Origin of the sequence: uncultured Endozoicomonas sp., assembly GCF_947495845.1 — a bacterium.
GTDB lineage: Bacteria > Pseudomonadota > Gammaproteobacteria > Pseudomonadales > Endozoicomonadaceae > Endozoicomonas.
This window is the reverse complement of sequence record NZ_CANMAO010000021.1, coordinates 38,293-62,198: the sequence shown is the minus strand read 5'-3', so window position 1 is coordinate 62,198 and position 23,906 is coordinate 38,293. Positions and strand designations below refer to the sequence as shown.

Below are 23,906 nucleotides of genomic sequence, written 5' to 3'. Positions count from 1 at the left end.
GCCATAGCTACCACCCACAGGGCGTAAAGGCTATGGCTCGTCTCTTCGCCTTGCCCAGTCACCGAAAATAACTTGCTCACTTCATAATTAAAAAGCGACATTGGTATAACCACTCACACCATCAGATGAGAGTGGTTTTTGACTGATTATCTGGTGGTTTCAGCAATATTGATCATCACGTTACGCAGCAGTTGCAGGCGTGGGCCGATAGAGTTCAGCACCAGAAACTCATTACGGCTGTGCATAGCACCACCAATTGGGCCTAAGCCATCAACAGTTGGAATGCCCAGAGCACCAGTCAGGTTGGCGTCAGAGCCACCGCCTACGGCCTGCCAGGTGATGTTGATACCCATATCTTCACCGCTCTTTTCAATAAGAGCCATCAGCTTTTCACTGCCTTCGTTTGGTGTGAACGCTGGCTTGTGAGCTTCACGGGTCAGGGTAATTTCGATTCCTGGCAGTGATGGATTTTCCTGCAGGTTGGCGATGATCTGTTCCAGGCGTGTGTAGTCGTCATTGTTCCAGAAACGGATATCCAGGTCAGTTGACGCATAATCAGGCACAACGTTGGCAGCGGTGCCGCCCTTTACTACGCCAAAGTTCAGAGTAGTGCCGGTTTCAAAGTTGGTTTCACGGTTCAGGGTGGTGATCCAGTGAGCCATTTCTGTGATAGAAGAAATGCCTTTCTCGGGTTCGTTACCGGCGTGAGCAGCCTTACCTTTGAATTCTACCTTATAGGCAGCCAGACCTTTACGAGCTTTCACCAGAGAGCCGTCGGCGCGGGCAGCTTCAGCGACCAGTACGCAACGACTCTTCTTGGCAATGCCTTTCAGCCATTCACCGGAGTAGATGGAACCGATTTCTTCATCAGGGTTCATACAAACGGCAATGCTCAAACGATCAGCGACGTCTTCTGGTAGCAGGTTGATCGCTTTGAAAATGTTAAGCAGACCCGATTTCATATCGGCGACACCAGGGCCATAGGCATTGGTTTCATCAGTAGTCAGTGACCACTCAGCAATCGTACCTTCCGGGAACACTGTGTCCATATGGCCAACCAGCATGATGTCGTACACTTCAGATTCTGGCTTGTTGGTGGCCAGCAGGCCCGGGCCTACTTTCTCATCGAAATGGTGGCGGGAAACCTGCCAGCCCAGACCTTTGTACTTTTCAGTCATGATGTCTGCAATCTGGCTGACGCCTTCAGGCGTAAAGGTGCCGCAGTCAACGTTGATCAGTGGTTTAAGCTCTTCCAGATACTGGTCAATATTGAAATTATCTTCGCTCATAATGGTACTGACTCTGTTGGTTTGAAAAATAGTGTTAAATAAATTGGATGAATGAGCGTTGTATCAAATGTAGAAGCGTTTGTATGGTCGGTTAGGTAGAATTCCTGATCAGTAATTACCGTTGTAAACATTATTGCGAGACAAGCTAAGTCATGAAACTGTATGCAAGGCAACAGGGGGAAGGCGCCGATGTGATTAGCCTTCACGGGCTATTTGGCTCTCAGGAAAATCTGGGGATGATCAATCGCGGTCTTGCGCAGCACTATCGAGTTCATGGTCTGGATGTACGAAATCATGGTCGTTCGCCTCATAGTGATGTGATGACTTATCAATTGATGGCGGAAGACGTCCTTGAATATATGGATGATCACCAATTAGAGCGAGTTCACCTGCTTGGGCATTCCATGGGTGGAAAGATTGCCATGACCATGGCGCTGATGGCACCGGAACGTGTGAACAAACTGGCAGTGATTGATATTGCTCCAGTTACTTATCAGAAGCGCAGGCACGACAGCATTATTGAAGGGCTGTCGTCTATGCCATTGGAGAGTATCTCCAGCCGTAGCGATGCGGATAAGTTTTTACAGAGCTACGTGTTGGAAAAAGACGTGCGACAGTTTCTGTTGAAAAATTTATATAAAGATGAGGCAGGGCGTTACCAGTGGCGGGTAAATCTGCCCGTCATCGATAGCCAGTACTATGAAATTATTGCAGGTCAGGAAGGGTTAAAACAAAAATTTTCCGGAGAAACGCTGTTCATTAAAGGTGGGGACTCTGATTACATCGCTGCTGAGCATCAGGAAGAAGTGTTGGGGATGTTTCCTTCCGCCAGCGTCCGCATTATACCGGATACCGGGCATTGGGTTCATGCTCAGAAACCGGAACTGGTAGCAAAAATGTTGTTGAGATTCTTTGGAGGGAAGAGCTGATGGCACGGGTTGATTTATTCCCGGGTAAATCGTTCTTTCTATTGGAACTAAAGAACTAAAGAACTAAAGAAGGGTCAAAACATCATAACGATTCTATTAGTGTGGGATAAATTATGGATAAAATAACTTCAAATCAATCAGTTGCATCACATTACCCCGGGGGGGCTCAGGGCTACATAGAAAGCGATGCTACTGTTAACGTTAATGGTCAGGATGTATATGCCAAGCCTCATGTGCAGCCGTTTATTGAAGCTGGCTCATCATCTAAAGCTGATCGAACTTACTACTCAGCAAAACATGTGAAGATTGTTGAGCCTTTTCAACCACCTCTGGGCACAATAACTCAAGAAGTCGATCCAGATGATTTTTTTGTGAATCCTGCTCGATCTCATCAGTTTGTTTATTCTTCTGACAAAAAAGCAAAAGAAAATGTTATTGTGTTGCCAGCTATTCCAGATCAAACTGATCTAGATGATTCTTCAGACTGTTATATTGTTTGCCAAGGCAAAGGCAAAGGAGAGTTATCAGAAGATGATATCAGAATCCTAAAACAAAATTACCCTGATGAGTTTGCTAACTTTAGTAAAGAGCATAAGAGAAATGTCAGTTTTTCTGAAAAGCCAACCTGGCAAATGGTCATAGAAAATCCTTCTAATTATTTCAAGGAGCATCAGGCAATAGCAAATCTACTCAACTGGAAGAAGAAACAAGATTTCAGTCTATGCAAAAATAGTGGCATAAGTGCCCATGCAATTCCCTTTGGTGTGTACCGTTCGGACACATTCAGTGTATTTAATGCTGAAGAGATTGGCGACATTAATAGGGGGACTGTTTATGCTCATGACGCATGCTATTTTACAGTCACCCAGCAGGAAAAAAAAATATCGGCACTTGAGGATTTAGTGGAGTCTCTTTTTTGTGATAAAGAGGATTTGCAGGCTAGACATACGCAACTCAAAACTGCACACGATAATCTTTTGAGCCAGTATGACGATGCTGTCGTTAGAGCTGGTGAGTTAGAGGAGATAATTCAAACTGAAAATGCAAGTTTTGCCCAATTGGCAGATAATTTTGATCAGGCAATAACAAGAATGGGTATGGTCGAAGCCGAAAAAAAGCAAGTGACAAATGAAGTACAAGAACTAAGAAAAAGCTTTGCGAGAAGTTTGCAAGGGTTACGAAAAGCAAAAAAAATACTAACGTCGTGGAACGATGCATGCGGCGAAATGGAAGCTGTTTTGAATAATACCCAGTTTGCTGACGATCATAAGGTTGATGGGTTGAGAGGAGTGTTAGAAGCTAATAAACGAGGAGTAAGACCTCCTCAGCTCGCACGGAAAAAACTTTCACTCATCTTCGGTAAAGATTTTCAATCTTGCGCAACATCCTATGAATTTAATCGAACCAAACGAGAGCTCAAAAGACAGGCTGTTGAGGATGTAAGTACCAATCCTTGCCTGAAGGAGCCCGCTTCAGTCAGGACTTATTCTGGTAACGAAGATCCTGAACCGTCAACAAAACGGGCTAAAGTAGATATTAGACGATTCAGTGCAACGAGTTAAGTGTCGGGCTGATTTTCAGGTGCGGCATGCATAAATGCACTCATTGTGTTGCAGTGTTGGTAAATCGTTTGGATTTTAGGGAAATCGGAAATGTTCAGATTAAATCTCATGGCATTATACACCTGTGGTATAAGAGAAATATCAACGATTGAAGGGTGATCTGAACAACAGAAAATATGATCATCTAATTGCGCCTCTAAGGCTTTGAATCCTATGGTTATCCAATGTTGATACCATTTAGATTTCTCTTCTTCGCTGACAGAAAATTCATTTTTTAAATAATTCAATACTCTAAGATTGTTTAGCGGGTGTATGTCACAACAGATTTGATAAGCCATGCTTCGGAGTTGTGCTTTCTGGTATGAGTCTCCGGGAATAATAGACGGCTCAGGGTAGGTTTCTTCCAGCCATTCCAGCATGGCCAGAGACTGACTGATGCTTCCATGCTCAGTCATCATGGTAGGAACCAGGCCTTGTGGATTGACCGATCGGTATTCTTTGGATTTTTGCTCACCCTTGAGTAGATTGATGGCGTGTTGCTGGTAGTCTAACCCTTTCAGGTTCAGTGCAATACGAACTCTGTAAGCCGCAGAGGAACGAAAATAGCTGTACAGGTTTATTTGACCCATGATGATTAATGCTCCTTTGCGGGCAAGACGGTTGCCTGAACTTCACCAAAACCGATACGGGCAAAGCCTTCTGCTTCACACCAACCTTTAAAGACGACAGTGTCGCCATCTTCCAGAAAGGTTCTCTGCTCGGAGTTGGGAAGCGTAATGGGGTGTTTACCGGCTTTGGACAATTCCAATAATGATCCGGCTTCTTCTGATTTCGGGCCTGATTGTGTGCCACTCCCAAAAAGGTCTCCGGGTTTGAGGTTGCAGCCATTGATGGTGTGGTGCGCCACCATTTGTGATACCGTCCAGTAGGAATGTTTGAAGTTGGATTGGGAAAGTTGTGCGGGTGACTTGCTTCCAGCTTTCATCTGTTGAGTTTGAAGATGGACAGAAAGTTGAATATCAATGGCGCCGTGACTCTGATTTGCATTTGACTGAAGATAAGGCAGAGGTTGAGGGTCGTCTGAGGGGCGGTTGAACTCGGCAAAAAAAGGAATCAATGCTTCCAGAGTAACAATCCATGGAGAAACGGTTGAGGCAAAACTTTTGGATAAAAACGGACCTAAAGGCTGATACTCCCAGGCTTGAATATCTCGAGCAGACCAATCGTTGAAAAGGCAGAGTCCGAACACATGTTGGTTGGCTTGATCAATAGGAATCGGTTCTCCCTGTATATTGCCAGAGCCCATAAATATGCCTAATTCAAGTTCGTAATCCAGTCGTTTGCATGGGCCAAGTGTTGGCGTCTCTGCATCCGGTGCTTTGGTTTGTCCTATTGGGCGATGAAAGTCATGCCCGGAAACAGAAATAGAAGACGATCGCCCATGATAGCCAATGGGCACCCACTTATAGTTGGGTAGTAATGGGTTATCTGGTCGAAACAACGACCCAACACTGGTCGCATGATGGATAGAAGAATAAAAGTCGGTGTAATCACCAATGGTGCATGGCAGGTCATATTCAACATCGGCCATGGGGATAAGGCATTGGGCTAATGCTGCTTTTTGAGCTGAACCTGAACGCAAGCTAAGTGACATAATATTGCGCAGTGCTGACCAGTATTGAAACCCAAGACTCATAAAACGATTCAGGGAATCATCGCAGCAGGTATACAATGCAGAGTTGACTTCAAAAGACGTCTCACCAAAAGCATTGGAGTGAAGTGCGGCTTGCAGATCAAGCACTTGATCCCCAATAGCGACGCCTGCCCTGAAATTATCCTGTTTTTCTTTGTGCCTGAAGATAGCAAAGGGAAGGTTTTGAATGGGGAAGTCATGCCCTTTTCGGTTGGCGGACTCTACCCAGCTGGTGAGGTTAGGGTTGTGGGTTTCATTTAAAGTCAGCATTAATTTGGCTCCTTTAATGGTTAAGCGTCTTTGAATTGTTTTTTCAGACCCTGCCAGCAATGAATGTAGTCGTTTTGTCGTGTGTTGCTTTCAAAGGCAAATCTGGTTGGCGAGTAAATAAAACGAGATTCAAACATAAACGCCAATGTATCTTTATAGCGTTCTGGTTTCAGGTTGGCTTTGCTGGCTTTCTCATAAACAGAGGCCTCTGGTCCGTGAGGGCTCATGCAGTTATGCAGGCTGAATCCGCCAGGCACAAAACCTTCTTCTTTGGCATCGTAGGTACCGTGAATAAGCCCCATAAATTCACTCATGATATTCCTGTGGAAGTAAGGTGGGCGGAAGGTGTTTTCCGCGACCACCCAACGTGGAGGAAAAATCACAAAATCAATATTGGCGACACCTGTTGTTTCACTTCGAGAGGTTAATACGGTGAAGATGGAAGGATCCGGGTGATCAAAGCTGACAGAGTTGATGGCGTTAAAGGTAGAGAGATCGTATTTGTACGGAGCAGAGTTTCCTACCCACGCGACAACATCCAGCGGGGAGTGATTCAAAGCACAGCTGAACAGGTTGCCATTGAACTTAGTAATTAGTTCAAACTCGTCATCAATATCTTCAAAATGTGCAACGGGGTATTGAAAGTCACGATCATTGGCAAAGCCGTTGGCGCCAACAGGACCTCGTTCTGGTAATTCGAAAGGCGAGCCATAGTTTTCACAGATATATCCCCGCGCTTTTCCTGCGGGTAGCTGTATCTGAAATTTAATGCCTCTTGGAATAATGAGAATTTCGCCGGGATGAATATGAAGCAGGCCAAGTTCAGTTCTGGCCAGTAATGCGCCTTCTTGTGGAACAATTAAAATTTCTCCGTCGGCATTACAAAAAAAACGGTTTTCCATGCTGATGCTGGCGGTATAAATATGAATGGCAGAACCTGTTTGTGTGTGAACACTGCCATTGGCGGCGATGGTGGTCAGGCTGTTGATAAAGTCTAAAGGTTTGTCGGAAAAAGACAGTGAATTCCAGCGCAACAGATCCGGTGGGGTAATTATTTCTGTAATGGGTGCAGAGCGAATCTTTTCAGCGACCAACGCCTTATAGTTGCTTTGAACCACAGAAGGACGAATCCGGTACATCCAGGTTCTGCGATTTTGATGTCGTGGCGCTGTGAAAGCGGTGGTTGAAAATTGTTCGGCATACAAACCCATTGGCGCTTTTTGAGGATTGAACTGACCTCTGGGTAATGCACCGTTTAACGCTTCAGTCTCATGTTCATTGCCAAAACCGTTTTGATAGTTCAGCTGATAGTTCAACTGATAGCTCAACTGACTGTTATCTGACATTGAATCTTACCGAATTCATTTACGTATTTATTTTGTAACGGGTATAGAGAAGGATGTCCAATAATGGTGGCGTGGTTCGTAAGTACCCGGCCATATGGAATCGAATATTTCTGGCTTGTTGATCAGGTTCTCTGCAAGGCGCAACGGCGGGAGCATAGCGAGCTATGTGACCAGAGTTGCAACGCAGTCAGAGGGCCTGATCAATGAGTCAGAAAATATGATTTCATATGGTTGGGTACTTAAGGCAGATACAAAAACACCACACTTCAATAGCGTGGTGTTTTGTTGTTTTTCGAAAAGCTATTCAATATCGTCGAATGGTTCGTCGGGGTTTATCCAGTCTTGAACATCGTCCGATATATTGCGCTTGAGTTTACTTTTTTCGAAGTAATCATTGATGCCCTGACGGATCGTGGACTTTTTTACACCTTTATTGCGGTGCTGTGCGGCTTTGGCTTTGCGGTATTCGTGATGACTGCTCCAGAGTTGGTCATCCCATTCATCGTGATGAACGGTTCTTATGCGGGTCATAACTACATCCTTATGTTAATTCACCTGAACTTTGATTGAGGTAAGGTATTACCTATTTTCAGTCGGAAATACGTGTTCCTCTCTAATCAATATTCTAGACAATTTATAAGAGAAGGTATGGGCAGGAAGTAGAAGAGGTGATGTATTTATCTTGTTGTTTTTGATGGATATTTTATTTATTTTTTATGCGGATGATTAGTAACCTTTTGATCTTAGGTCGATTTCCATTGGTTGGTCACAAATACGAATTACCTGAGTTTCAATGGTACCATCGGGCATTAAATCAATAACACGAAAGCCAGGCTGTTGAGTATCTGCTTGAAAATGATTGGATTCTGGAGCGAATTGTACACAGGTAGAAGGTGTTGCCATGACCGGAATACCACAGAAGGTATAATCTATCGCCTGATGGATGTGACCATGAATAATCCCCTTGATATTCTTATGGTTATTTAACACTGCAGCAAACTCATCAGGGTTCTTCAGCATAATGTTATCCATCCACTGGCTCTTTATGGGCGCTGGGTGGTGGTGGAGTGCAATTAACGTGGGTTTGTCTGGATTTTGTGCCAGCTCCTGACTCAATAATGCCAGTTCAGACTCTTCAAGGTGACCGTAAACTTGATTGGGTACCTGAGAGTTCAATAAAAGAATTTGCCAGTTGCCCAGCTCGACTTTCTTTTTCATGGCAGTCGGGTTGATGGCATTCATCAACGCTTCTTTATCATGGTTACCGCATAACCAGTAATTGGGGATGGCCAAATCAGAAAGGGCATCTTTTATATAGTGATAGGACTCTGCGCTGTCATCCTGAGTCAGGTCGCCAGTCACTAAAACGCATTGAGCCTGATTAAAATCGCTCTTGACCACCTTTAATACAGCTTCAAAGGTGGCTGCAGTATCCACTCCCATTAATGCAGAATGTGGACTGGCAAAAAGATGCGTATCTGTAATCTGGAGTACTTGGATTTTTTTGGTACTCATCCTGAACCTTGAGCGGTATTTGTATTTGTACTTTCTGACGTATGTTACATAACAGTTTAATCAGTATGAAACATAATAACTGGCAAACGCTAAAATGAGAATGCAGAGCGCACTGTAAAGGTTCATTTTTTGAAACCCTCCGCATAATTATACCAATGACACCTTCTAAATATGGTGGCGAGTAAGCTGTGTTGGGCCGCTGCGCAGGTCATGTTTAGAGGGTGAAATTGGTATAGCTGTACTCAGTGACCACAAGGTGCAGCTAAGGTATACTTCTCCGCTTATTCATACTGCAGCCTTTATATGCATAAAGTCTGCGATGAAGCCAAGACTAAACACAGGACGTCAAGGGAGTCTGAGCCTCTCAATGCAGTTGATCCGCGGGTTGTACAATATCAGGCCAGAACATCAGCAGTGCGTTGCCACCATCGGTAATTTTGATGGCGTACACGCAGGGCACCGCACGATTCTCGAAGCCCTGAAACAACAGGCCTTTGAGTTGAATGCCAAAGTCTGTGTCATTACGTTTGAGCCACAGCCCAGAGAGTATTTTATGGGTGACAGTGCGCCGCCGAGACTATCCAGTCTCCGGGAAAAGCTGGCGCTACTGGAAGATAACCAAGTGGACCAAGTGCTGTGCTTGCCATTCAATGACCGGCTGCGCAGCCTGGGTGCGGATGACTTCGTAGTCAACACACTGGTCAGCGGCCTGAACATACGGTATCTCATCGTTGGTGACGACTTTCATTATGGCTGTGACCGCAAAGGCGATTTTTCTCATTTGGAAATGATGGGGGATCGTCATGGCTTTGAAGTGTGTGACACGCAAACCGTATTAATGGAACAGAGCCGGGTGAGCAGCACTCGCATCCGGGAAGCCCTTACTCAGGGTGAATTGGCAGAGGCTGAAAACATGTTGGGCAGGCCATTCACCATGATGGGGCGTGTGGTGAAAGGGCAACAGCTAGGCAGAACTCTGGGCTTTCCTACGGCGAATATCCGAGCTTGTCGCCGACATTTGCCTTTGCAGGGGGTGTTTGCCGTGCGTACACTGGTGAATGGTCATCGTTATGATGCTGTCGCCAACCTTGGCGTCCGCCCCTCGGTTGATGGTAAAAAACCAGTGCTTGAAGTGCATGTGCTGGACTTTCAGGGAGATCTTTACGATCAGACCCTGAGGGTAGAGTTTATTGAGAAAGTCAGGGATGAACAAAAGTTTGAATCGCTTGAAGCCTTGCGGGCAGCGATTGCTGATGATATTGAAACCGCCCGCAAGCTGTTCTCTAAAGAACAGAGATGATCGCAGAGATTTCGGTAAGCACCTATGTCCGACTATAAGCATACTTTGAATTTGCCGCAGACAGATTTCCCCATGCGCGGCAATTTGTCCCAGCGTGAGCCAGAGATGCTCAAACGCTGGTATGACATGGATCTCTACGAAGAAATTCGCAAGATCAGTCAGGGCCGTGACAAATTTATTCTTCATGATGGCCCTCCTTACGCCAACGGTGATATTCACATCGGTCATGCGGTCAATAAGATCCTCAAGGACATCATCATCAAGTCCAAAACCCTCAGTGGTTTTGATGCCCCTTATGTGCCGGGCTGGGACTGTCATGGTCTGCCGATTGAACACAAAGTAGAAGGCATGCTGGGCAAAGCTGGCGACAAGGTGGATTTCAAAACATTCCGTAAGAAGTGTCGCGAATACGCTACCAAGCAGGTTGATGGTCAGCGTGAAGATTTCAAGCGCATGGGCATCTTTGGTGAGTGGGATAACCCATATCTGACCATGGACTTCCAGACCGAAGCGGACATCATTCGCTCTCTCGGTAAAATTGCCGCTAACGGCCACTTGGTAAAAGGTTATAAGCCGGTTTACTGGAGTGTGGTAGGTGGTTCTGCACTGGCAGAAGCGGAAGTTGAATATCAAGATAAAACGTCTACGCAAATTGACGTACGTTATGCAGCTATCGACGACGCTGATCTTCTGAGTGCATTTGACTTCGATGGCTCGCAAGGCGAGGGAGAAGTTGCCGTTGTTATCTGGACAACCACTCCATGGACACTGCCATCATCTCAGGCAGTCAGCATGGGGGGGGATCTGGATTACGCACTGGTTCAGTGCCAGTTCAATGGTCAGCCAGCTCGTTTGGTGCTTGCTGAAGCACTGGTTGAAAGTGCCATGCAGCGTTACGGCATTGAAGACTACGAAATCATTGGTCGGGCCAAGGGTTCAGCTTTTGAAAACAAAAAAGTATCTCACCCGTTTTACGATCGTGAATTGCCATTGATTCTGGGTAACCATGTCACCATTGATGCGGGTACCGGTAACGTACATACGGCACCTGACCACGGTGTGGATGACTTTAACGTAGGACGCCACTACGGCATCGGCACGCTGAATTACTTGGACGACAATGGTTATTACCGTCCAAACGTTGAGTTGTTTGCCGGTGAACACGTTTACAAAGTAGATCCAAAGGTTGTTGACGTTCTACTGGAAAAAGATCGCCTGCTGGCTCAGGAAAAACTGACTCACAGCTACCCGCACTGCTGGCGTACCAAAACCCCATTGATCTTCCGTGCGACACCACAGTGGTTTGTCAGCATGACCAAAGAGAAGTTGCTGGATACCGCAATGGGTTCTTTGAAGGCCGTTGAATTTACGCCGGACTGGGGTCGCAACCGCATGGAAGCCATGCTGGGGCAGAGTCCTGACTGGTGTGTTTCCCGTCAGCGTACCTGGGGTGTGCCGATTGCGCTGTTTATCCACAAAGAAACCGAAGAACTGCATCCGGACACTCAAAGCCTGATTGAAAAAGTGGCTCTGAAAGTTGAGCAGGAAGGCATGGATGCGTGGTTTGATCTGGAACCATCGGAAATCCTCTCTGCAGCAGATGCTGAGCAGTATGTAAAAGTCACTGACACGTTGGATGTTTGGTTTGATTCCGGTGTGACCCATTACTCCGTACTTCAACGTCGTGAAGGGCTGCAATTCCCGGCGGATTTGTACCTGGAAGGTTCTGACCAGCATCGCGGCTGGTTCCAGTCTTCTCTGAAAACCAGTATCGCCATGAACGGTGTGCCGCCTTATAAAGGTTTGCTGACCCACGGCTTTACGGTAGACGCCAATGGTCGCAAGATGTCCAAATCTCTGGGCAACGTCATTGCACCACAAAAAGTCTTCAAATCTCTGGGTGCTGATATTCTGCGTTTGTGGGTGTCAACTACAGATTACACCTCAGAGATGACCGTGTCCGATGACATTCTGAAACGCGCAGCAGACAGCTATCGTCGTATTCGTAATACTGCACGATTCCTGTTGTCTAACCTGACCGGCTTTAATCCTGAGACTGATCTGGTTAAATGGGATGACATGTTGTCTCTGGATAAGTGGGTGGTGGATCGCACGCTGCAATTGCAGAACGAAGTGGTTGAAGCCTATAACAGCTATAACTTCCTGACGGTATACCAGAAGGTTCATAACTTCTGTTCGCTGGATCTGGGTGGTTTCTATCTGGATATCATCAAAGACCGCCAGTACACCACGCAGGAAAACAGTCTCGCCCGTCGCAGCTGTCAGACGGCGATGTATCACATCATCGAAGCGTTTGCCCGCTGGATGGCACCGATCACCAGCTTTACCTCTGAAGAAATATGGGGCGCGATTCCGGGCGCCCGTGGCAAGTCAGTCTTTCTGGAAACCTGGTATGAAGGGCTGAATAGTCTGGAAGGTGATGAGCTGGGGCGTGATTACTGGAATTCCATTCTGGAAGTGAAAACCGCCGTTAACAAAGCGCTGGAAGATGCCCGTACTGCCGGCACAATTGGCGGCTCTCTGGAAGCGGAAGTGACCTTGTTTGCTAGCGAAGACTTAAGTGCCAAACTGGCAAAACTGGCTAATGAATTGCGCTTCGTTCTGATTACCTCCGCCGCTGAAGTGAAGCCACTGGCGGATGCTACGGATGCGACAGCTACAGAACTTGAAGGTTTGAAAGTGCTGGTGAAGAAGTCTGAACATCCGAAGTGTGACCGCTGCTGGCACCGTCGTGAAGATGTCGGGTCAGTTGAGGCGCATGCCGATTTATGCGGTCGGTGTGTTGATAACGTTGACGGTGAAGGCGAACAACGACAGTTTGCCTGACACGAGTTGAAATATGAAAATGCCCGGTAAGCACCGGGTATTTTTTTGTAAAGAAAAACGGTCTTGTCCTGATATTTATAGCGCCCGTATCATGTGAGCGTTGATGTTGGTAAAAATAAAGCCGGAGAAACCTTGAATGTTTTCGGTAAGTCGCACTACCAGTAAAACATTCGTACCACGTAGTATTTGCAAGCTGAAAATCATGGATTAATGACAACAGGAACCGGTAATGCAAAGTAAAATGTCTGGAAAGCTTAACTGGCTCTGGTTGAGTGTATTGATCTTCGGTATCGACCAATTGGTGAAATGGTGGGTGATCAGTGAGTTTTCCCTTTACGAACAGCTGCATGTGCTGCCATTTTTCTCATTAACTCTGGCCTATAATCCTGGCGCCGCGTTTAGCTTCCTTGGGGATGCCTCTGGCTGGCAGCGCTGGTTTCTTAGCGGTGTAGCAACGGTAGTGTCTATTTTGCTGGTGGGCTGGTTAAAACAACTTCGTTCAGATGAAAACTGGCAGGCTTGCGCATTAGCGTTAATACTGGGCGGTGCGGTTGGAAATCTGTTGGATCGGGTTTTGAATGGGCACGTCACAGACTTTCTGTTGTTTTATTACGAAAACTGGTATTTTCCAGCGTTCAATCTGGCCGATTCGGCCATTACCGTTGGCGCGGCCATGTTGATTCTGGATATGTTTCGGAGCCAGCCGCAAACGGTCAATAACAAAGAAAATTGATGCAGGAGCGAACTGTGGCAGCAGTCATAGAGAAAGGCAGTAAGGTAACACTGCACTTTTCCCTGAAGTTGGAAGATGGTGTGCTGGTGGACAGCACTCTTGAAGGCAAGCCTGCTTCGCTGGTGATTGGGGATGGTAACTTGCCTGAGGGGTTTGAGGAGTCTCTCATTGGTATGTCGGTTGGTGAAGATCGTGTCGCAACGATTCCTACTGAGAAAGCCTTTGGTATGCCGAATCCTAATAATGTTCAACGGATTCCCCGCGGCAGTTTTACTATCGAGACAGAATTAGAAGAAGGTCTGGTGGTGTTTTTTGCGGATGCCGCCAACAACGAATTGCCGGGAGTGGTTCGTAGTTTTGATGACGAGGTGGTGGAAGTGGACTTTAACCACCCACTGGCTGGACACAGTTTGTTGTTTGAGGTCCAGATTATTGACGTCCAGTCGTCATAAAGAATAGTTACTAAAGGTTGGTGATGAGGTCATGAAAATCAAACTGGCAAACCCACGAGGCTTTTGTGCGGGGGTAGACCGCGCCATTGAAATCGTTAACCGGGCGCTGGATGTATTTGGTCCACCAATCTATGTCCGCCACGAAGTCGTTCATAACAAGTTTGTGGTGGAAAACCTGAAAGAGCGCGGCGCTGTGTTTGTCGATGAGCTGGATCAGGTGCCGGATGATGTCATTGTCATCTTCAGTGCCCACGGTGTTTCCAAGGCTGTAGAGGAAGAGGCGGAACGCCGCAGCCTGAAAGTTTTTGATGCGTCCTGTCCATTGGTCAAGAAAGTGCATATGGAAGTGGTGCGCTACTCCAGAGATGGTATGGAGTGCGTGCTGATTGGCCACCACGGTCATCCGGAAGTGGAAGGTACCATGGGTCAGTATGATGGCCGTAACGGAGGTGAGATGTACCTTGTGGAAGATGAGGCAGACGTAAGCCGGTTGGAAGTGAAAGACCCTTCCAGATTGGCTTATGTCACTCAAACAACGCTATCTATGGATGATACGGCCAAGGTAATTACCGCGCTGCGTGAAAAGTTTCCTCAGATTGAAGGGCCGCGCAAAGATGACATCTGCTACGCCACTCAAAACCGTCAAGATGCGGTGAAAGTACTTGCGGATCAATGTGAGCTGGTGTTTGTGGTCGGCTCTGTCAACAGTTCCAACTCTAACCGTTTAAGAGAGCTGGCAGAACGAACCGGAGCTGAGGCCTACCTTGTAGATAATGCCGATGACATCAAGCCTGAGTGGTTAAATGGAAAAACGTCCATTGGCATTACTGCCGGTGCGTCTGCTCCGGATGTGCTGGTTCAGGGTGTAATCAAGCGTTTGAATGAACTCGGCGCGGATATGCCAGAAGAGCTTGATGGTAAAGCAGAGAATATCGTATTTACCATGCCAAAAGAGCTGCGTCTTAAAGTGGTTGGTGATTAATTTTTCTAGCGTTCAAAAAAGGGCATGAATAACATGCCCTTTTTTACATACTCTTTTTTACATAAACCCTGTGTTGATTTAACCGTAGACTCTTTGGAGTGTTGGCCTGGCTGATGTGCTCAATGGTCCGGTGGACGTATTGGCATCAGATTTATGTTGTGCCGGGGGGCTGTGATTCTGTTGTAACGTTTTAAGTAAAGAGAAAAAAGCATTCTTTAGAGCATCTTCATTCAATGATCTGTATTGAGAGTCAATTAATGTCTGGGCTCTGAAGAGGCCGGTAATTTCCTTGGGTATTTTAATGCCGCATGGATAAGCCAAGTCAAAGATATCAGTAACACTTTTTTCTATAGATGCATAGCGTCCACCGTCTTTCATGTGAGCTTTGATAACTTCTTTTAGCTTTGCCCAGTTTGCTTTGTTGGTATAATTACCCATGCTCTTAAGGTTTTCGATGACAACATTTGCAAACCGATCTTCCAAGCTAGAATTTTTTTCCGCTTCACGAAGCTTTTCCAAAGCTCCAAGTATTGTGTAGGTGGCTTTAACCGTTTCTCTGGAGACTCTTTGAGCGTTACCCAGGTCAATAAAGTAAATACACAGCTTTCCATTTTCGACAGCAACCATGACATTGCCATCATGCATATCAGCATTAAAGAAGCCTGTCTGTGAGTAACAGTATGCCCATTGCTGAAATACAGTCTGTTTTAAAAGATATCGGAATGCTTTTAATTGTTCATCTGTAAATATGTCTGAATTGACATTCAATAGTTTGGCTGCAATGTTACGAAGGTGACCTTGATCGTTTTCACTTAAGGTGACGCCATGGATTTTATCCATCGATAATGTGTGGTGAGTTGTGTACTGCCCAGAAACTTTTGGAACTTTAAATTCAACAGGAATATTGACCAAGTGTTGACCTGTTTCTGGATGGTGGATTTCTATGCCATTGGTGGGTACTGGATTGGGCAAGCCTTTGGCGCAATCAGAGAGTTCATTATTGGTTATGTGATAGAGGTGGTTCGATTTGATAGCACTGAAAGCCTGTGCTTGTTTTTGAGTTCTCTGAGCTTCATTTACCAAGTTTAATTCTTCTTTGATACTATCAAAGAATTCAAAAAAAGCATTTTTAGTGCCTTCTTTAACAATATCGGGTTTAAAGAAAGAGAGTAAACTCATCACAAATCGCAGTACCTTCAGGTCTGAATGTACACGTATTTCGCTGGAGGGGCTTACAAATTTAACGACCTGCTTCCCTCCATTTTTTAATATAATCTCGTTGGCTTCCCCTATTGAACCAGTGCCGAGGTTAACCCGTTTATCCAGTTTAGCTGTGTCATAAGGAATATTTGCTTCTTTAAGGCAATGTTCAAGTTCCTTAAGTGACATAGGCTCGTTGCTGGTGGTGACATGGGATAAAGCATCCATAAATTTCTGGCAATCATTACCAAAAATACTTCGGGCTATTTCTTGTGAGCTGCACGCAAACTGTATGGCTTTTACAATAATGCCGCCCTGGGAATCAGCGGCTGCTTTTTTGATGCTATCAATACTCGCATTATTCCACCAGATACTGATAAAAATACCCATAATCTTTATTTCTCGAATAAAGGTATAAAACCCATTTTTAATCGCATTCCCAAGCCATTCAATGGACGATAATGTGCGGGGTTGTCTACCCTTAATTAGTTTGTTGGCAGGTACTTCAGTAGGATCAAAGTTCGGTTCTAAATGTTTTGCAATCGGTTTTAATTTAACCGTTGCAGAGTCCTTGGTTTCAGGTTGATTATTTGGTGCCTGTATATGTGTAGTCGTGCTTTTTGGAGCATGAGATATCATATTGTGCATTTAACCTTTTGAAAAGCTGGGTTTGATTATCAAATCAATAGATAAGAGTTAAACAAACAATAAGACTTAGAATTTCAGAGATGGTTCAATTGGGGGGGCAGTGCAGAGTATATATAATGATGGGTAAATAAGTTTGTCATTGCTATGTAACGGCTTCATCCACAGTATTATTCCGATAGGATGAAGCGCTATCTATTTGATGTTATTAATTAATAATGCTCAGTTGTCCTGTACGAATACGCTGTGGATGATCGCCTACCGGAAAGCTTGCTACTTCACGAGCTTCATCAAATGAAATAACAGACACTCGATCTTGCTGGCTTACAGAAACATAGCAATACTTTCCATCATGACTTTCTGTTGCCCAGTATGGCTTCGCACCTAATGGTTCTTCTGAAAGTTGGATAGTTTCATATTCGAAAGTTTCCCGGTCAACAATGGCGGCGTATCCAGACATGGTGCCCGCAACGCAGAGTTTGTCTCCTTGTTGATTTAAAGCAAGGCCATGGTGCGCAGAATTCAACTGATATTGTAGAGTGCTTAACTCCTGAATGGATTGTGGAACCGGGAGCTCAATACGACGAGTTACTTTTTGCTGCTCGACATCGTACTCAAAAAAGCCATGATAAAAAGATACCTGCAGATAAACAAATTTTCCATCGGGAGCAACGGCCATAGGGCGGACTGCGCTGTCGACCCAGGGGAAGCCAAACTCTTCCAATTTTTCTCCCATATCTACCCGTTGCAGAACCTCATAGGTTTCAGCATCGACCACTTGAAACCAGCGATCTCCTTTCAGCCAGTCCAGCCAACTGCTGATAAAAGGAACATAAACCTTGCCAATGCTAGCGTGATAAATGAGCTTGCCATCTTTTGAATAGGTGTTTTCGTGAGGCTGGTCTCCAGAAGAGAATTCACCGATGATCTCGCCGGTTGCTGTGTCAATGGCTTGTACTTTTCTGGCGGTTGAGGCGGATACCAGAAAAGTTTTTCCGTCAGGAGAAATGGCTGAATGGTCTGAACGATAGCCTTCAACCTGTGTTCTCCATGTGATCTTTCCGGTATTCACATCAAGTGCAATCACATCAGCAAAGCTCGGGCGGGAAATAAACAAGTGCTTTCCATCGTTGGAAGGAAACATGTCGTCTACCAGCTGGAAATGACCTTCACCAATGACTTCTTTGATCAGCGTAGTCATCACCGTTCGTTTGAAACCATCATAAATATCTTCAAGACGATCTGCTTTGTCCGGGACGGCATCGAGAGTCTTGATACGCTTATGAGTATGAGGGTCATAAATATCAACGGTACCATCCCAATTATTACCAACCACAATGACGTCTCTAAGGGGTGTCTCCATCGTGGTCTCAAGACTGGCAACTGGCTGGGTAAGAGCTATTGATAATGGATCATTCAAAGTCTCTGATGCAAAGGCGCTTTGAAATGATATTGCCGTGATAAAACTGAGAAAAGGTACTGAAAACTTCACCTGATCTGATCCTTTTTCTTGTTATGGTGGGTGAGAGTCTATATTTTTTGGTTCTATAGTTCCATTTAGTTATTTATACGCTTCCGTGACTGTTTATATGTAAAAATCCTTATGGATATGAATAGGAGCTATCACAAAATAACTTCCACAATTAGCCAGAACCGTTATCCGTAAAAGCATTGCTGCATGTGCTTTTACGGTAAACGGGAAGCGCTTCTCTGAGCAGTGCATTTATTCAGAGACAGTTCCATAGGGGATTTAGCCTGCGTCTTCTTCCTCTGGAGGCGGAGGGAATTGGCACAGATCCATATCCCCGACCTTCGTTGTTTCGCAGGTTTCATTGCCGTCAGCATCCAGCACGCTGTTCCACCTTCCTGTAGAGTCGGTCACAAGTGTTGGTGCATTGCCACTGCCATCCCAAATGAGTGTGTCGGATACCGCAATAGCGCTGACCGAAAAGTTAGTTGCAGTGGCATTGGTCACTCGCAAATTAAAGTTTGGGTTGCCGGATTCGGGGCTCTGGGTGAAATAAACCTGCGGCACCCCATTAGCGTTTGCAGCACCGATGTAGGTGCCATTTTGGGCTCTGTATCGCTCCATAGCGGCACTCAAGCCTGTCAGGCTGATTCTTGCATCATTGAGTGCAGCATTCAGGACGTAGCTCTGATAGCTGGGTAATGCAATCATCGTCAGAATACCGAGAATGACTACTGCGATCATCATCTCAATCAAACTGAATCCATTCATCTTTTTCATAATACCAACTCAATAAGCAAGGGCTTTCAAGCGCTGAAAGCCCGGGACATATTTAACGAACCTGACGCCAGTAGGTGGTCTGTTTATCAGCACCGATTTCCAGCGGATCGCATTCAGCACCGACACAGACCAGGGCATCTTTACTGCCTTCCGGGAAGAGTATGCTGGTGTTGGGTGGCAACCCACTGTTGGCAAGATTGCTGTATCGGTCGCTGGTCGTCAGACTTCCATCGTCGTTTTCATCTTTTACTGGCGTGCCGGTTTGTAAATCAACTGCATAAGCTCGGGCTTTACCAGCTACAGCATTGCACGTGTTCAACAGTTTGCTTGATGGGAGGTAAGTATTAAAGTACATGGTTTCTTCGAACGTTACGGTTTCAGTCATTACTTTTTCGCCAGCTTCCAATGTGATAAACCAGCCTTTCTTGCTATCTGCTGTGGTTGCACCAAAGGTATCCTCAGGACTAACCGCAAGGGTATTAGTGATATCAAGTAGCTGAGTGTTCCCATGTTTTAATAGGGTGTGATTAGGCACTCTCTTCTGAGCGGCATTGTCTGCTGTTACCTTTGGATTTTCAAATGATGGTGTTGCCAGAGAGTAAGCGCGATCAATGATGTGTTCATTAACCCTTCCCAAAGGATCGGGTCGGTTTCCGGAGCCAATAGCCAGCGCCAAGTGAGTCGCTCCGTTTAAACGGAACAGAGAGGCATCAGGCTCAACGTAAAAACGACGTGAGTTTTGCTTCTGTATAATAGCTCCATCCATTTGTGTATTGGTGTTAGGCCCAAGATAGGCAAAAACGCCTTCGTCTTTTGCCCAGTGACCATCACCATCGCTGTCAGAAGGCCAGACAAGTTGATTCATGGCGCTGTTATTTGAAACGACACATTCAGACGTATCAGACGATGTGCAGTTATTGATAAAGAGCCTCCAGATTTGTCCACCCACATCGGCAAACAAAAGCTGATCAGCCAGACCATCTCCTTCCAGATCAATCACTCTAACGCCACCAGGAATACTGTAATTCATCTTGGTGAGCTCGAGTTTGGCCGTGCTGTCGTTACTGGCAGACCAGATCAGCGCACCAGTTTTTGCATCGACAATGTAAATGGCATTGCCAATAGCGTCGGTTTGATAAAGTGAAAGTTTGTCCTGTTCCGGATCATAACCACCGCTGAAAATCAGTACGTCTCTGGTGGTACTGCCGGTTTTGATTTTGGTTTTGACAGGCTTTGACCAGGTTTGCCCAAGGCGTTCAAAGCCTGTGTCACCGCCGGCTATTTTCCAGAGTAGTTTTGGTGAATTTGGCGTGGTGACATCCAGCGCATAATAGCTTTTCCCCCCGCGACGCATTCCTACGTAGGCGTATACAAATTCTCCTGCATTAGGTTTATCCGGATCCAGGAATGTTTTGCTGGTGTCATCATTCAGGGTATCGTACCCCCCATAAATAACACCGTTATTGTTGATATCATTAACCCATAGAGTCGGAGACCCATCAATACCGTAAGGTCGCCCATTGCCAAGGGTTCGGTCCGTAGTTTCATTTTGCTTTAACTTGGGCAAATTCTTCAGTAACTCTGCAGGCATAAACGCGAATTCTTCCTTGCCGGAGATGGAGTTGACTCCGTGAAAAAAACCATCATTTGTACCAAAGAAAATCATCAATTCTTGAATTTCAACCCTCTTGACTTTGTCAGAGTCAGCCTCTTTGACAGACGTATATTCGGGGCAAGGGTACACGTCCACTTTGCACCGGTAGGTAGCCAATGCTGGGGTTGAGTGAAGTGGATCGCCAAGCCAAATAGCCGGATCTCTTATCCATTCCAGGGTTTGGTCGCGTGTGGTTGTGTCTGATAGAGGTAGATCAAGCAGTGTTGTTGTAATGGACGCGTTATTTTTGTGAAGCTTGTGGGTATTCTGATCCAGAAGTACTGCTTGACCGCCGGGGTTTGAACCCATGAATGTAAACAGGTTTCGGTCGTTAGCTGCGGGAATTTGGCTTCCTGCACCACCTTTGTCGACGGATCGCCCATCACTCACATCGCTCCAGAAGCTATAGGCATTTTTATTGAAAAAACCGGTTGCCTTATCGACGGCGAGCTTGGGCTCTTTGTCATAGATATCCAGCGTTAATCCGTTTTTTTCGTCTTCAATCAACTGATATTTTTTCAGATTTCCCTGCCAACGATCGGACTTCGATGGTTTAAATACAGAATAATAGACTTGTGATAAATGTCGTGAATTATTGAACTGATTGGCCGTTACGCCCGGGCTGACAAAGCTGGATTCATCTTGAATAATGCTCCCTTTGATATTACTGAATGCTTTGGCTAGCGCTGCTGCATTCGTTGCAACATAAGAATTTCCACCACCATTTTGGGCTAGTTCTTTCATAAATGTTTCAACATCGTCATTGTTTTGTTTGCCAAAGGCGATGGTATGAGTGATGACATTTTGAATATTGCCCATAGCGGGAAAGAGGTCAGTTTCATTTAGCCAGCTAGCCAGAGTTCTGGAGCAACGTTCACCATCTCGTGGGGTGTCATGATAGCAACTGTCATTGCCCGTCAGATCGGCGATGTTGTTAATTGCCGACCATGAATTGTTATTAGCTTCACCATCGGTCAGTATAACGGCATAGTTACGCTGGCACACATTGGTTATCGGGCTGGGGTTAGCGCCTGAGCCTTCCTTAAAATATTTTGCGGCTTCATAATAGGTAGGCGTGAGAGGCGTTCCACCACTTGGGTACATTTTATTAACTAGAGATATCAGGTGGTCTTTTACTTTGTAGGTTCGGTCGGCGTTTAAACCACCAGAGGCAACTTTTACTACCAGTCTTGGAGCCCTACCGGGGTTCTTGTCAAAACTGACTATGCTCCGGTATCCATAACTTGCAGATAATAAAAGTGTGAGATTATTACCGGCGCTCCAATTGTCTCTATCAACTATTTCCTGAATCACTGAACTGATATCAGGCGATATGTAAACTTCATCTTTATACCATCTGGACAAAGGCCAGTTTGTTACCGAGTGAGTTTTTTGCCGCTCGGAAATGTTGCCGCTCTCAGGGACAATGGCTGGCGAGGTGTCTACATCATGAGCATGAATGCGCATGTTGCTTGATTCGTCTCTGCTGTTGTAAGCGGCGATCTCTATTCTTGCCTCAAGAATCTTTGCGCCCTTTTTGATTGGCAACGAAGGAAAATGCAAACCAGATTGATAACCGTAGCCTATGCGCAAACTATGGTCAGATTGCCAAAGGTCCTGATTGTGATTTTCATAAGCGTCATTGGCAAAATTTTGGATGCGGGTATCAAACTGTTCATTTTTACAGCCGTTCTCTCCTCCGGTGTACTCTACCAGTAAGCGTGGCTTGAATGTAGAATCACCATCAAAACTAAATGCTTCACGAAGCCCTGAAGCTCCACTGGGCTGGTTAATGTAAAAGGTGGCTGCATCATTTCCGCACCAGCTGCTACTGTCTGTTACCTGCTGAAGAAGGCTGGTGATATCTGCCTGGTATTTTTCAGGTGTTACGTCGCCGCCTGCGGTCCATTGTTCTGGTGTCCAGCTGACTGGGCCCAGTTTATTTCTGTCGGAAAGGTTGTAACCGTCAGTGGTAAAGGGGGCGTTATTGCTATTGCCGGGTTGGCCTGCCCATATGTTTAGCGAAGTATGAGAATTACTATTGGTTTTTGCGGTAAACTCCAATGATGCGGATGTAATAGTTGCCCCTCTTGGCACCCCAAGACCTTGAAAGCGAAGCCCGGTCAGGTAATTTTGTTTCTGGCCAGAATCACGGTACTTTATGGTCAGTAGAGGCGCTTTGCTGCTATTTTGCCCATTCTGTTGGATTTTATAGGCGGGGAGGCTTTGGTTATTTCTGGCGTTTTCAACGTTAAAAAACAATACTAAGTTGTTAAGAAATTCACTTGGAGCAAAGTTCAGCCTTGAATCATTTAGAAGTGATTGAATAACTGGTGAAATGTCGGGTGTCGTATAAATGTGATTCTGGGTCCAGTTAGATGTTCGCCAATCGACGTATGCACTGGTTTTTCTCCGGTCGTGGTAGCGGGCATTATTCTCACAGCTGCCTTGCTCATCACATCGGGTGAATGATTTTGGCCGCTTTTTTACTTCGGCAAAAATCTCCATATCTACCGTATTCGTTTTAGGTTCTGCAGCGATAAAGCGAACAAATGCTTCTTCGATCACGGCACTGGAGGGCAAGTTGAGATTTCTGAAGTAAAGAGCATTTCTATCCTGTCGATCGACATCGCCAAATCGTATGCTATGACCGCTCTGATTCAGGTAATACTGGTCAGTGCTACCTTCAGCATTATCTATGCCCTGTATAACCGGGACAGTGATTTCTTTTAGGTCAGATGATCTTAGGGCGGCCAAGGATTCGCCGCCAAGAGGCAGTTCTTCAGACGTCAGCACAACATGGCCGGTGGATGTTTCATATCCATCATCCGAGCTGGTCAGAATCTCAGGTGTGCCATCAATGATAACCGTTGATCCCAAGGCCTTCTCAATATCCGTGACCGGAAATGTCAATTTACTGCTTTCACCGCTGCGAGCCCATAATTTCATTAGGCCAACATTTAGCCCGGAAGAATCTTTGATTAGCGTTTCAAAGGCTGTTTGCAGTTCAGCCATACGTGAAGGGTTTTTGCTGTATCGATTGCCTTCTGCGTCATATGTCATGGAACCTGAGTTATCTAAAATGAAGAGAACGTTCGGCTGTACGCCACTGTCAAGATTCGGGTTGTGCAGATAAATGTCGGTGTCGTCTGCCCAAGTGAATGAAGCGGCAGATAAATAAAAGGCGCTGGTCAGTGTTACCAGGCTTTGTTTAAAGCGTTTGGATAAATACATAAAACAA

The 23,906-nt window shown here is 45.6% G+C and carries 17 protein-coding genes; 7 read left to right on the top strand and 10 right to left on the bottom strand.

The window, feature by feature from the left end; genetic code table 11:
* Positions 1 to 146 precede the first annotated feature (146 nt).
* Positions 147 to 1,289: a M20 family metallopeptidase gene (locus Q1B11_RS14040; protein WP_299733759.1), complete on the bottom strand. Its 1,143-nt coding sequence runs from the start codon at positions 1,287 to 1,289 to the stop codon at positions 147 to 149.
* 152 nt (positions 1,290 to 1,441) lie between these two features.
* Here Q1B11_RS14040 and Q1B11_RS14035 point away from each other — a divergent pair, with 152 nt between their 5' ends.
* Together Q1B11_RS14035 and Q1B11_RS14030 are read left to right on the top strand one after the other, a co-directional pair.
* A complete protein-coding gene (locus Q1B11_RS14035; RefSeq protein ID WP_299733757.1) occupies positions 1,442 to 2,218 on the top strand; it encodes an alpha/beta fold hydrolase in 777 nt (258 codons plus the stop codon).
* 113 nt (positions 2,219 to 2,331) lie between these two features.
* Positions 2,332 to 3,780 (top strand): hypothetical protein, encoded by a 1,449-nt coding sequence (locus Q1B11_RS14030; protein ID WP_299733755.1) that lies wholly within the window; start codon positions 2,332 to 2,334, stop codon positions 3,778 to 3,780.
* Here Q1B11_RS14030 and maiA read toward each other — a convergent pair.
* The 5 genes from maiA to cpdA all read right to left on the bottom strand — a co-directional run bounded on the left by maiA (position 3,777) and on the right by cpdA (position 8,604).
* On the bottom strand, positions 3,777 to 4,409 hold the full coding sequence (maiA, locus tag Q1B11_RS14025; protein ID WP_299733753.1) for a maleylacetoacetate isomerase: 633 nt from the start codon (positions 4,407 to 4,409) through the stop codon (positions 3,777 to 3,779). The two genes, Q1B11_RS14030 and maiA, sit on opposite strands and share 4 nt — an antisense overlap.
* A 5-nt stretch (positions 4,410 to 4,414) precedes the next feature.
* Positions 4,415 to 5,743, bottom strand: a complete 1,329-nt coding sequence (fahA, locus tag Q1B11_RS14020; protein WP_299733751.1) for a fumarylacetoacetase — start codon at positions 5,741 to 5,743, stop codon at positions 4,415 to 4,417.
* A 20-nt stretch (positions 5,744 to 5,763) separates the two neighbouring features.
* The gene (gene hmgA / locus Q1B11_RS14015; RefSeq protein WP_299733749.1) at positions 5,764 to 7,089 is read right to left on the bottom strand and encodes a homogentisate 1,2-dioxygenase; all 1,326 of its coding nucleotides are present in this window, start codon (positions 7,087 to 7,089) and stop codon (positions 5,764 to 5,766) included.
* Positions 7,090 to 7,389: 300 nt separating this feature from the next.
* Positions 7,390 to 7,620, bottom strand: coding sequence for a hypothetical protein (locus Q1B11_RS14010; RefSeq protein ID WP_299733747.1), 231 nt, complete (start codon positions 7,618 to 7,620; stop codon positions 7,390 to 7,392).
* Between the two features lie 195 nt (positions 7,621 to 7,815).
* Entirely contained in the window at positions 7,816 to 8,604 is a 789-nt protein-coding gene (gene cpdA, locus Q1B11_RS14005) for a 3',5'-cyclic-AMP phosphodiesterase (protein ID WP_299733745.1), read from the bottom strand.
* A gap of 367 nt (positions 8,605 to 8,971) precedes the next feature.
* Here cpdA and ribF point away from each other — a divergent pair, with 367 nt between their 5' ends.
* The 5 genes from ribF to ispH all read left to right on the top strand — a co-directional run bounded on the left by ribF (position 8,972) and on the right by ispH (position 14,918).
* Positions 8,972 to 9,904 (top strand): bifunctional riboflavin kinase/FAD synthetase, encoded by a 933-nt coding sequence (gene ribF, locus Q1B11_RS14000; RefSeq protein ID WP_299733743.1) that lies wholly within the window; start codon positions 8,972 to 8,974, stop codon positions 9,902 to 9,904.
* Positions 9,905 to 9,928: 24 nt separating this feature from the next.
* On the top strand, positions 9,929 to 12,751 hold the full coding sequence (ileS, locus tag Q1B11_RS13995) for an isoleucine--tRNA ligase (protein ID WP_299733741.1): 2,823 nt from the start codon (positions 9,929 to 9,931) through the stop codon (positions 12,749 to 12,751).
* A gap of 229 nt (positions 12,752 to 12,980) precedes the next feature.
* A complete protein-coding gene (lspA, locus tag Q1B11_RS13990) occupies positions 12,981 to 13,484 on the top strand; it encodes a signal peptidase II (RefSeq protein ID WP_299733739.1) in 504 nt (167 codons plus the stop codon).
* 14 nt (positions 13,485 to 13,498) lie between these two features.
* Positions 13,499 to 13,936: a peptidylprolyl isomerase gene (locus Q1B11_RS13985; RefSeq protein ID WP_366139472.1), complete on the top strand. Its 438-nt coding sequence runs from the start codon at positions 13,499 to 13,501 to the stop codon at positions 13,934 to 13,936.
* 31 nt (positions 13,937 to 13,967) lie between these two features.
* The gene (gene ispH / locus Q1B11_RS13980; RefSeq protein ID WP_067514428.1) at positions 13,968 to 14,918 is read left to right on the top strand and encodes a 4-hydroxy-3-methylbut-2-enyl diphosphate reductase; all 951 of its coding nucleotides are present in this window, start codon (positions 13,968 to 13,970) and stop codon (positions 14,916 to 14,918) included.
* A gap of 78 nt (positions 14,919 to 14,996) precedes the next feature.
* Here ispH and Q1B11_RS13975 read toward each other — a convergent pair whose 3' ends face one another.
* From Q1B11_RS13975 to Q1B11_RS13960, 4 genes are all read right to left on the bottom strand, one after another.
* Positions 14,997 to 16,757 carry an AarF/UbiB family protein gene (locus Q1B11_RS13975; RefSeq protein WP_299733734.1) on the bottom strand — a complete coding sequence of 587 codons (1,761 nt, stop codon included), beginning with the start codon at positions 16,755 to 16,757 and terminating at the stop codon, positions 14,997 to 14,999.
* A gap of 214 nt (positions 16,758 to 16,971) precedes the next feature.
* Positions 16,972 to 18,255: a PQQ-binding-like beta-propeller repeat protein gene (locus tag Q1B11_RS13970; protein WP_299733732.1), complete on the bottom strand. Its 1,284-nt coding sequence runs from the start codon at positions 18,253 to 18,255 to the stop codon at positions 16,972 to 16,974.
* 258 nt (positions 18,256 to 18,513) lie between these two features.
* Entirely contained in the window at positions 18,514 to 19,011 is a 498-nt protein-coding gene (locus tag Q1B11_RS13965; protein WP_299733730.1) for a type IV pilin protein, read from the bottom strand.
* Between the two features lie 52 nt (positions 19,012 to 19,063).
* Positions 19,064 to 23,899 carry a PilC/PilY family type IV pilus protein gene (locus Q1B11_RS13960; protein WP_299733728.1) on the bottom strand — a complete coding sequence of 1,612 codons (4,836 nt, stop codon included), beginning with the start codon at positions 23,897 to 23,899 and terminating at the stop codon, positions 19,064 to 19,066.
* Between the last annotated feature and the right edge of the window lie 7 nt (positions 23,900 to 23,906).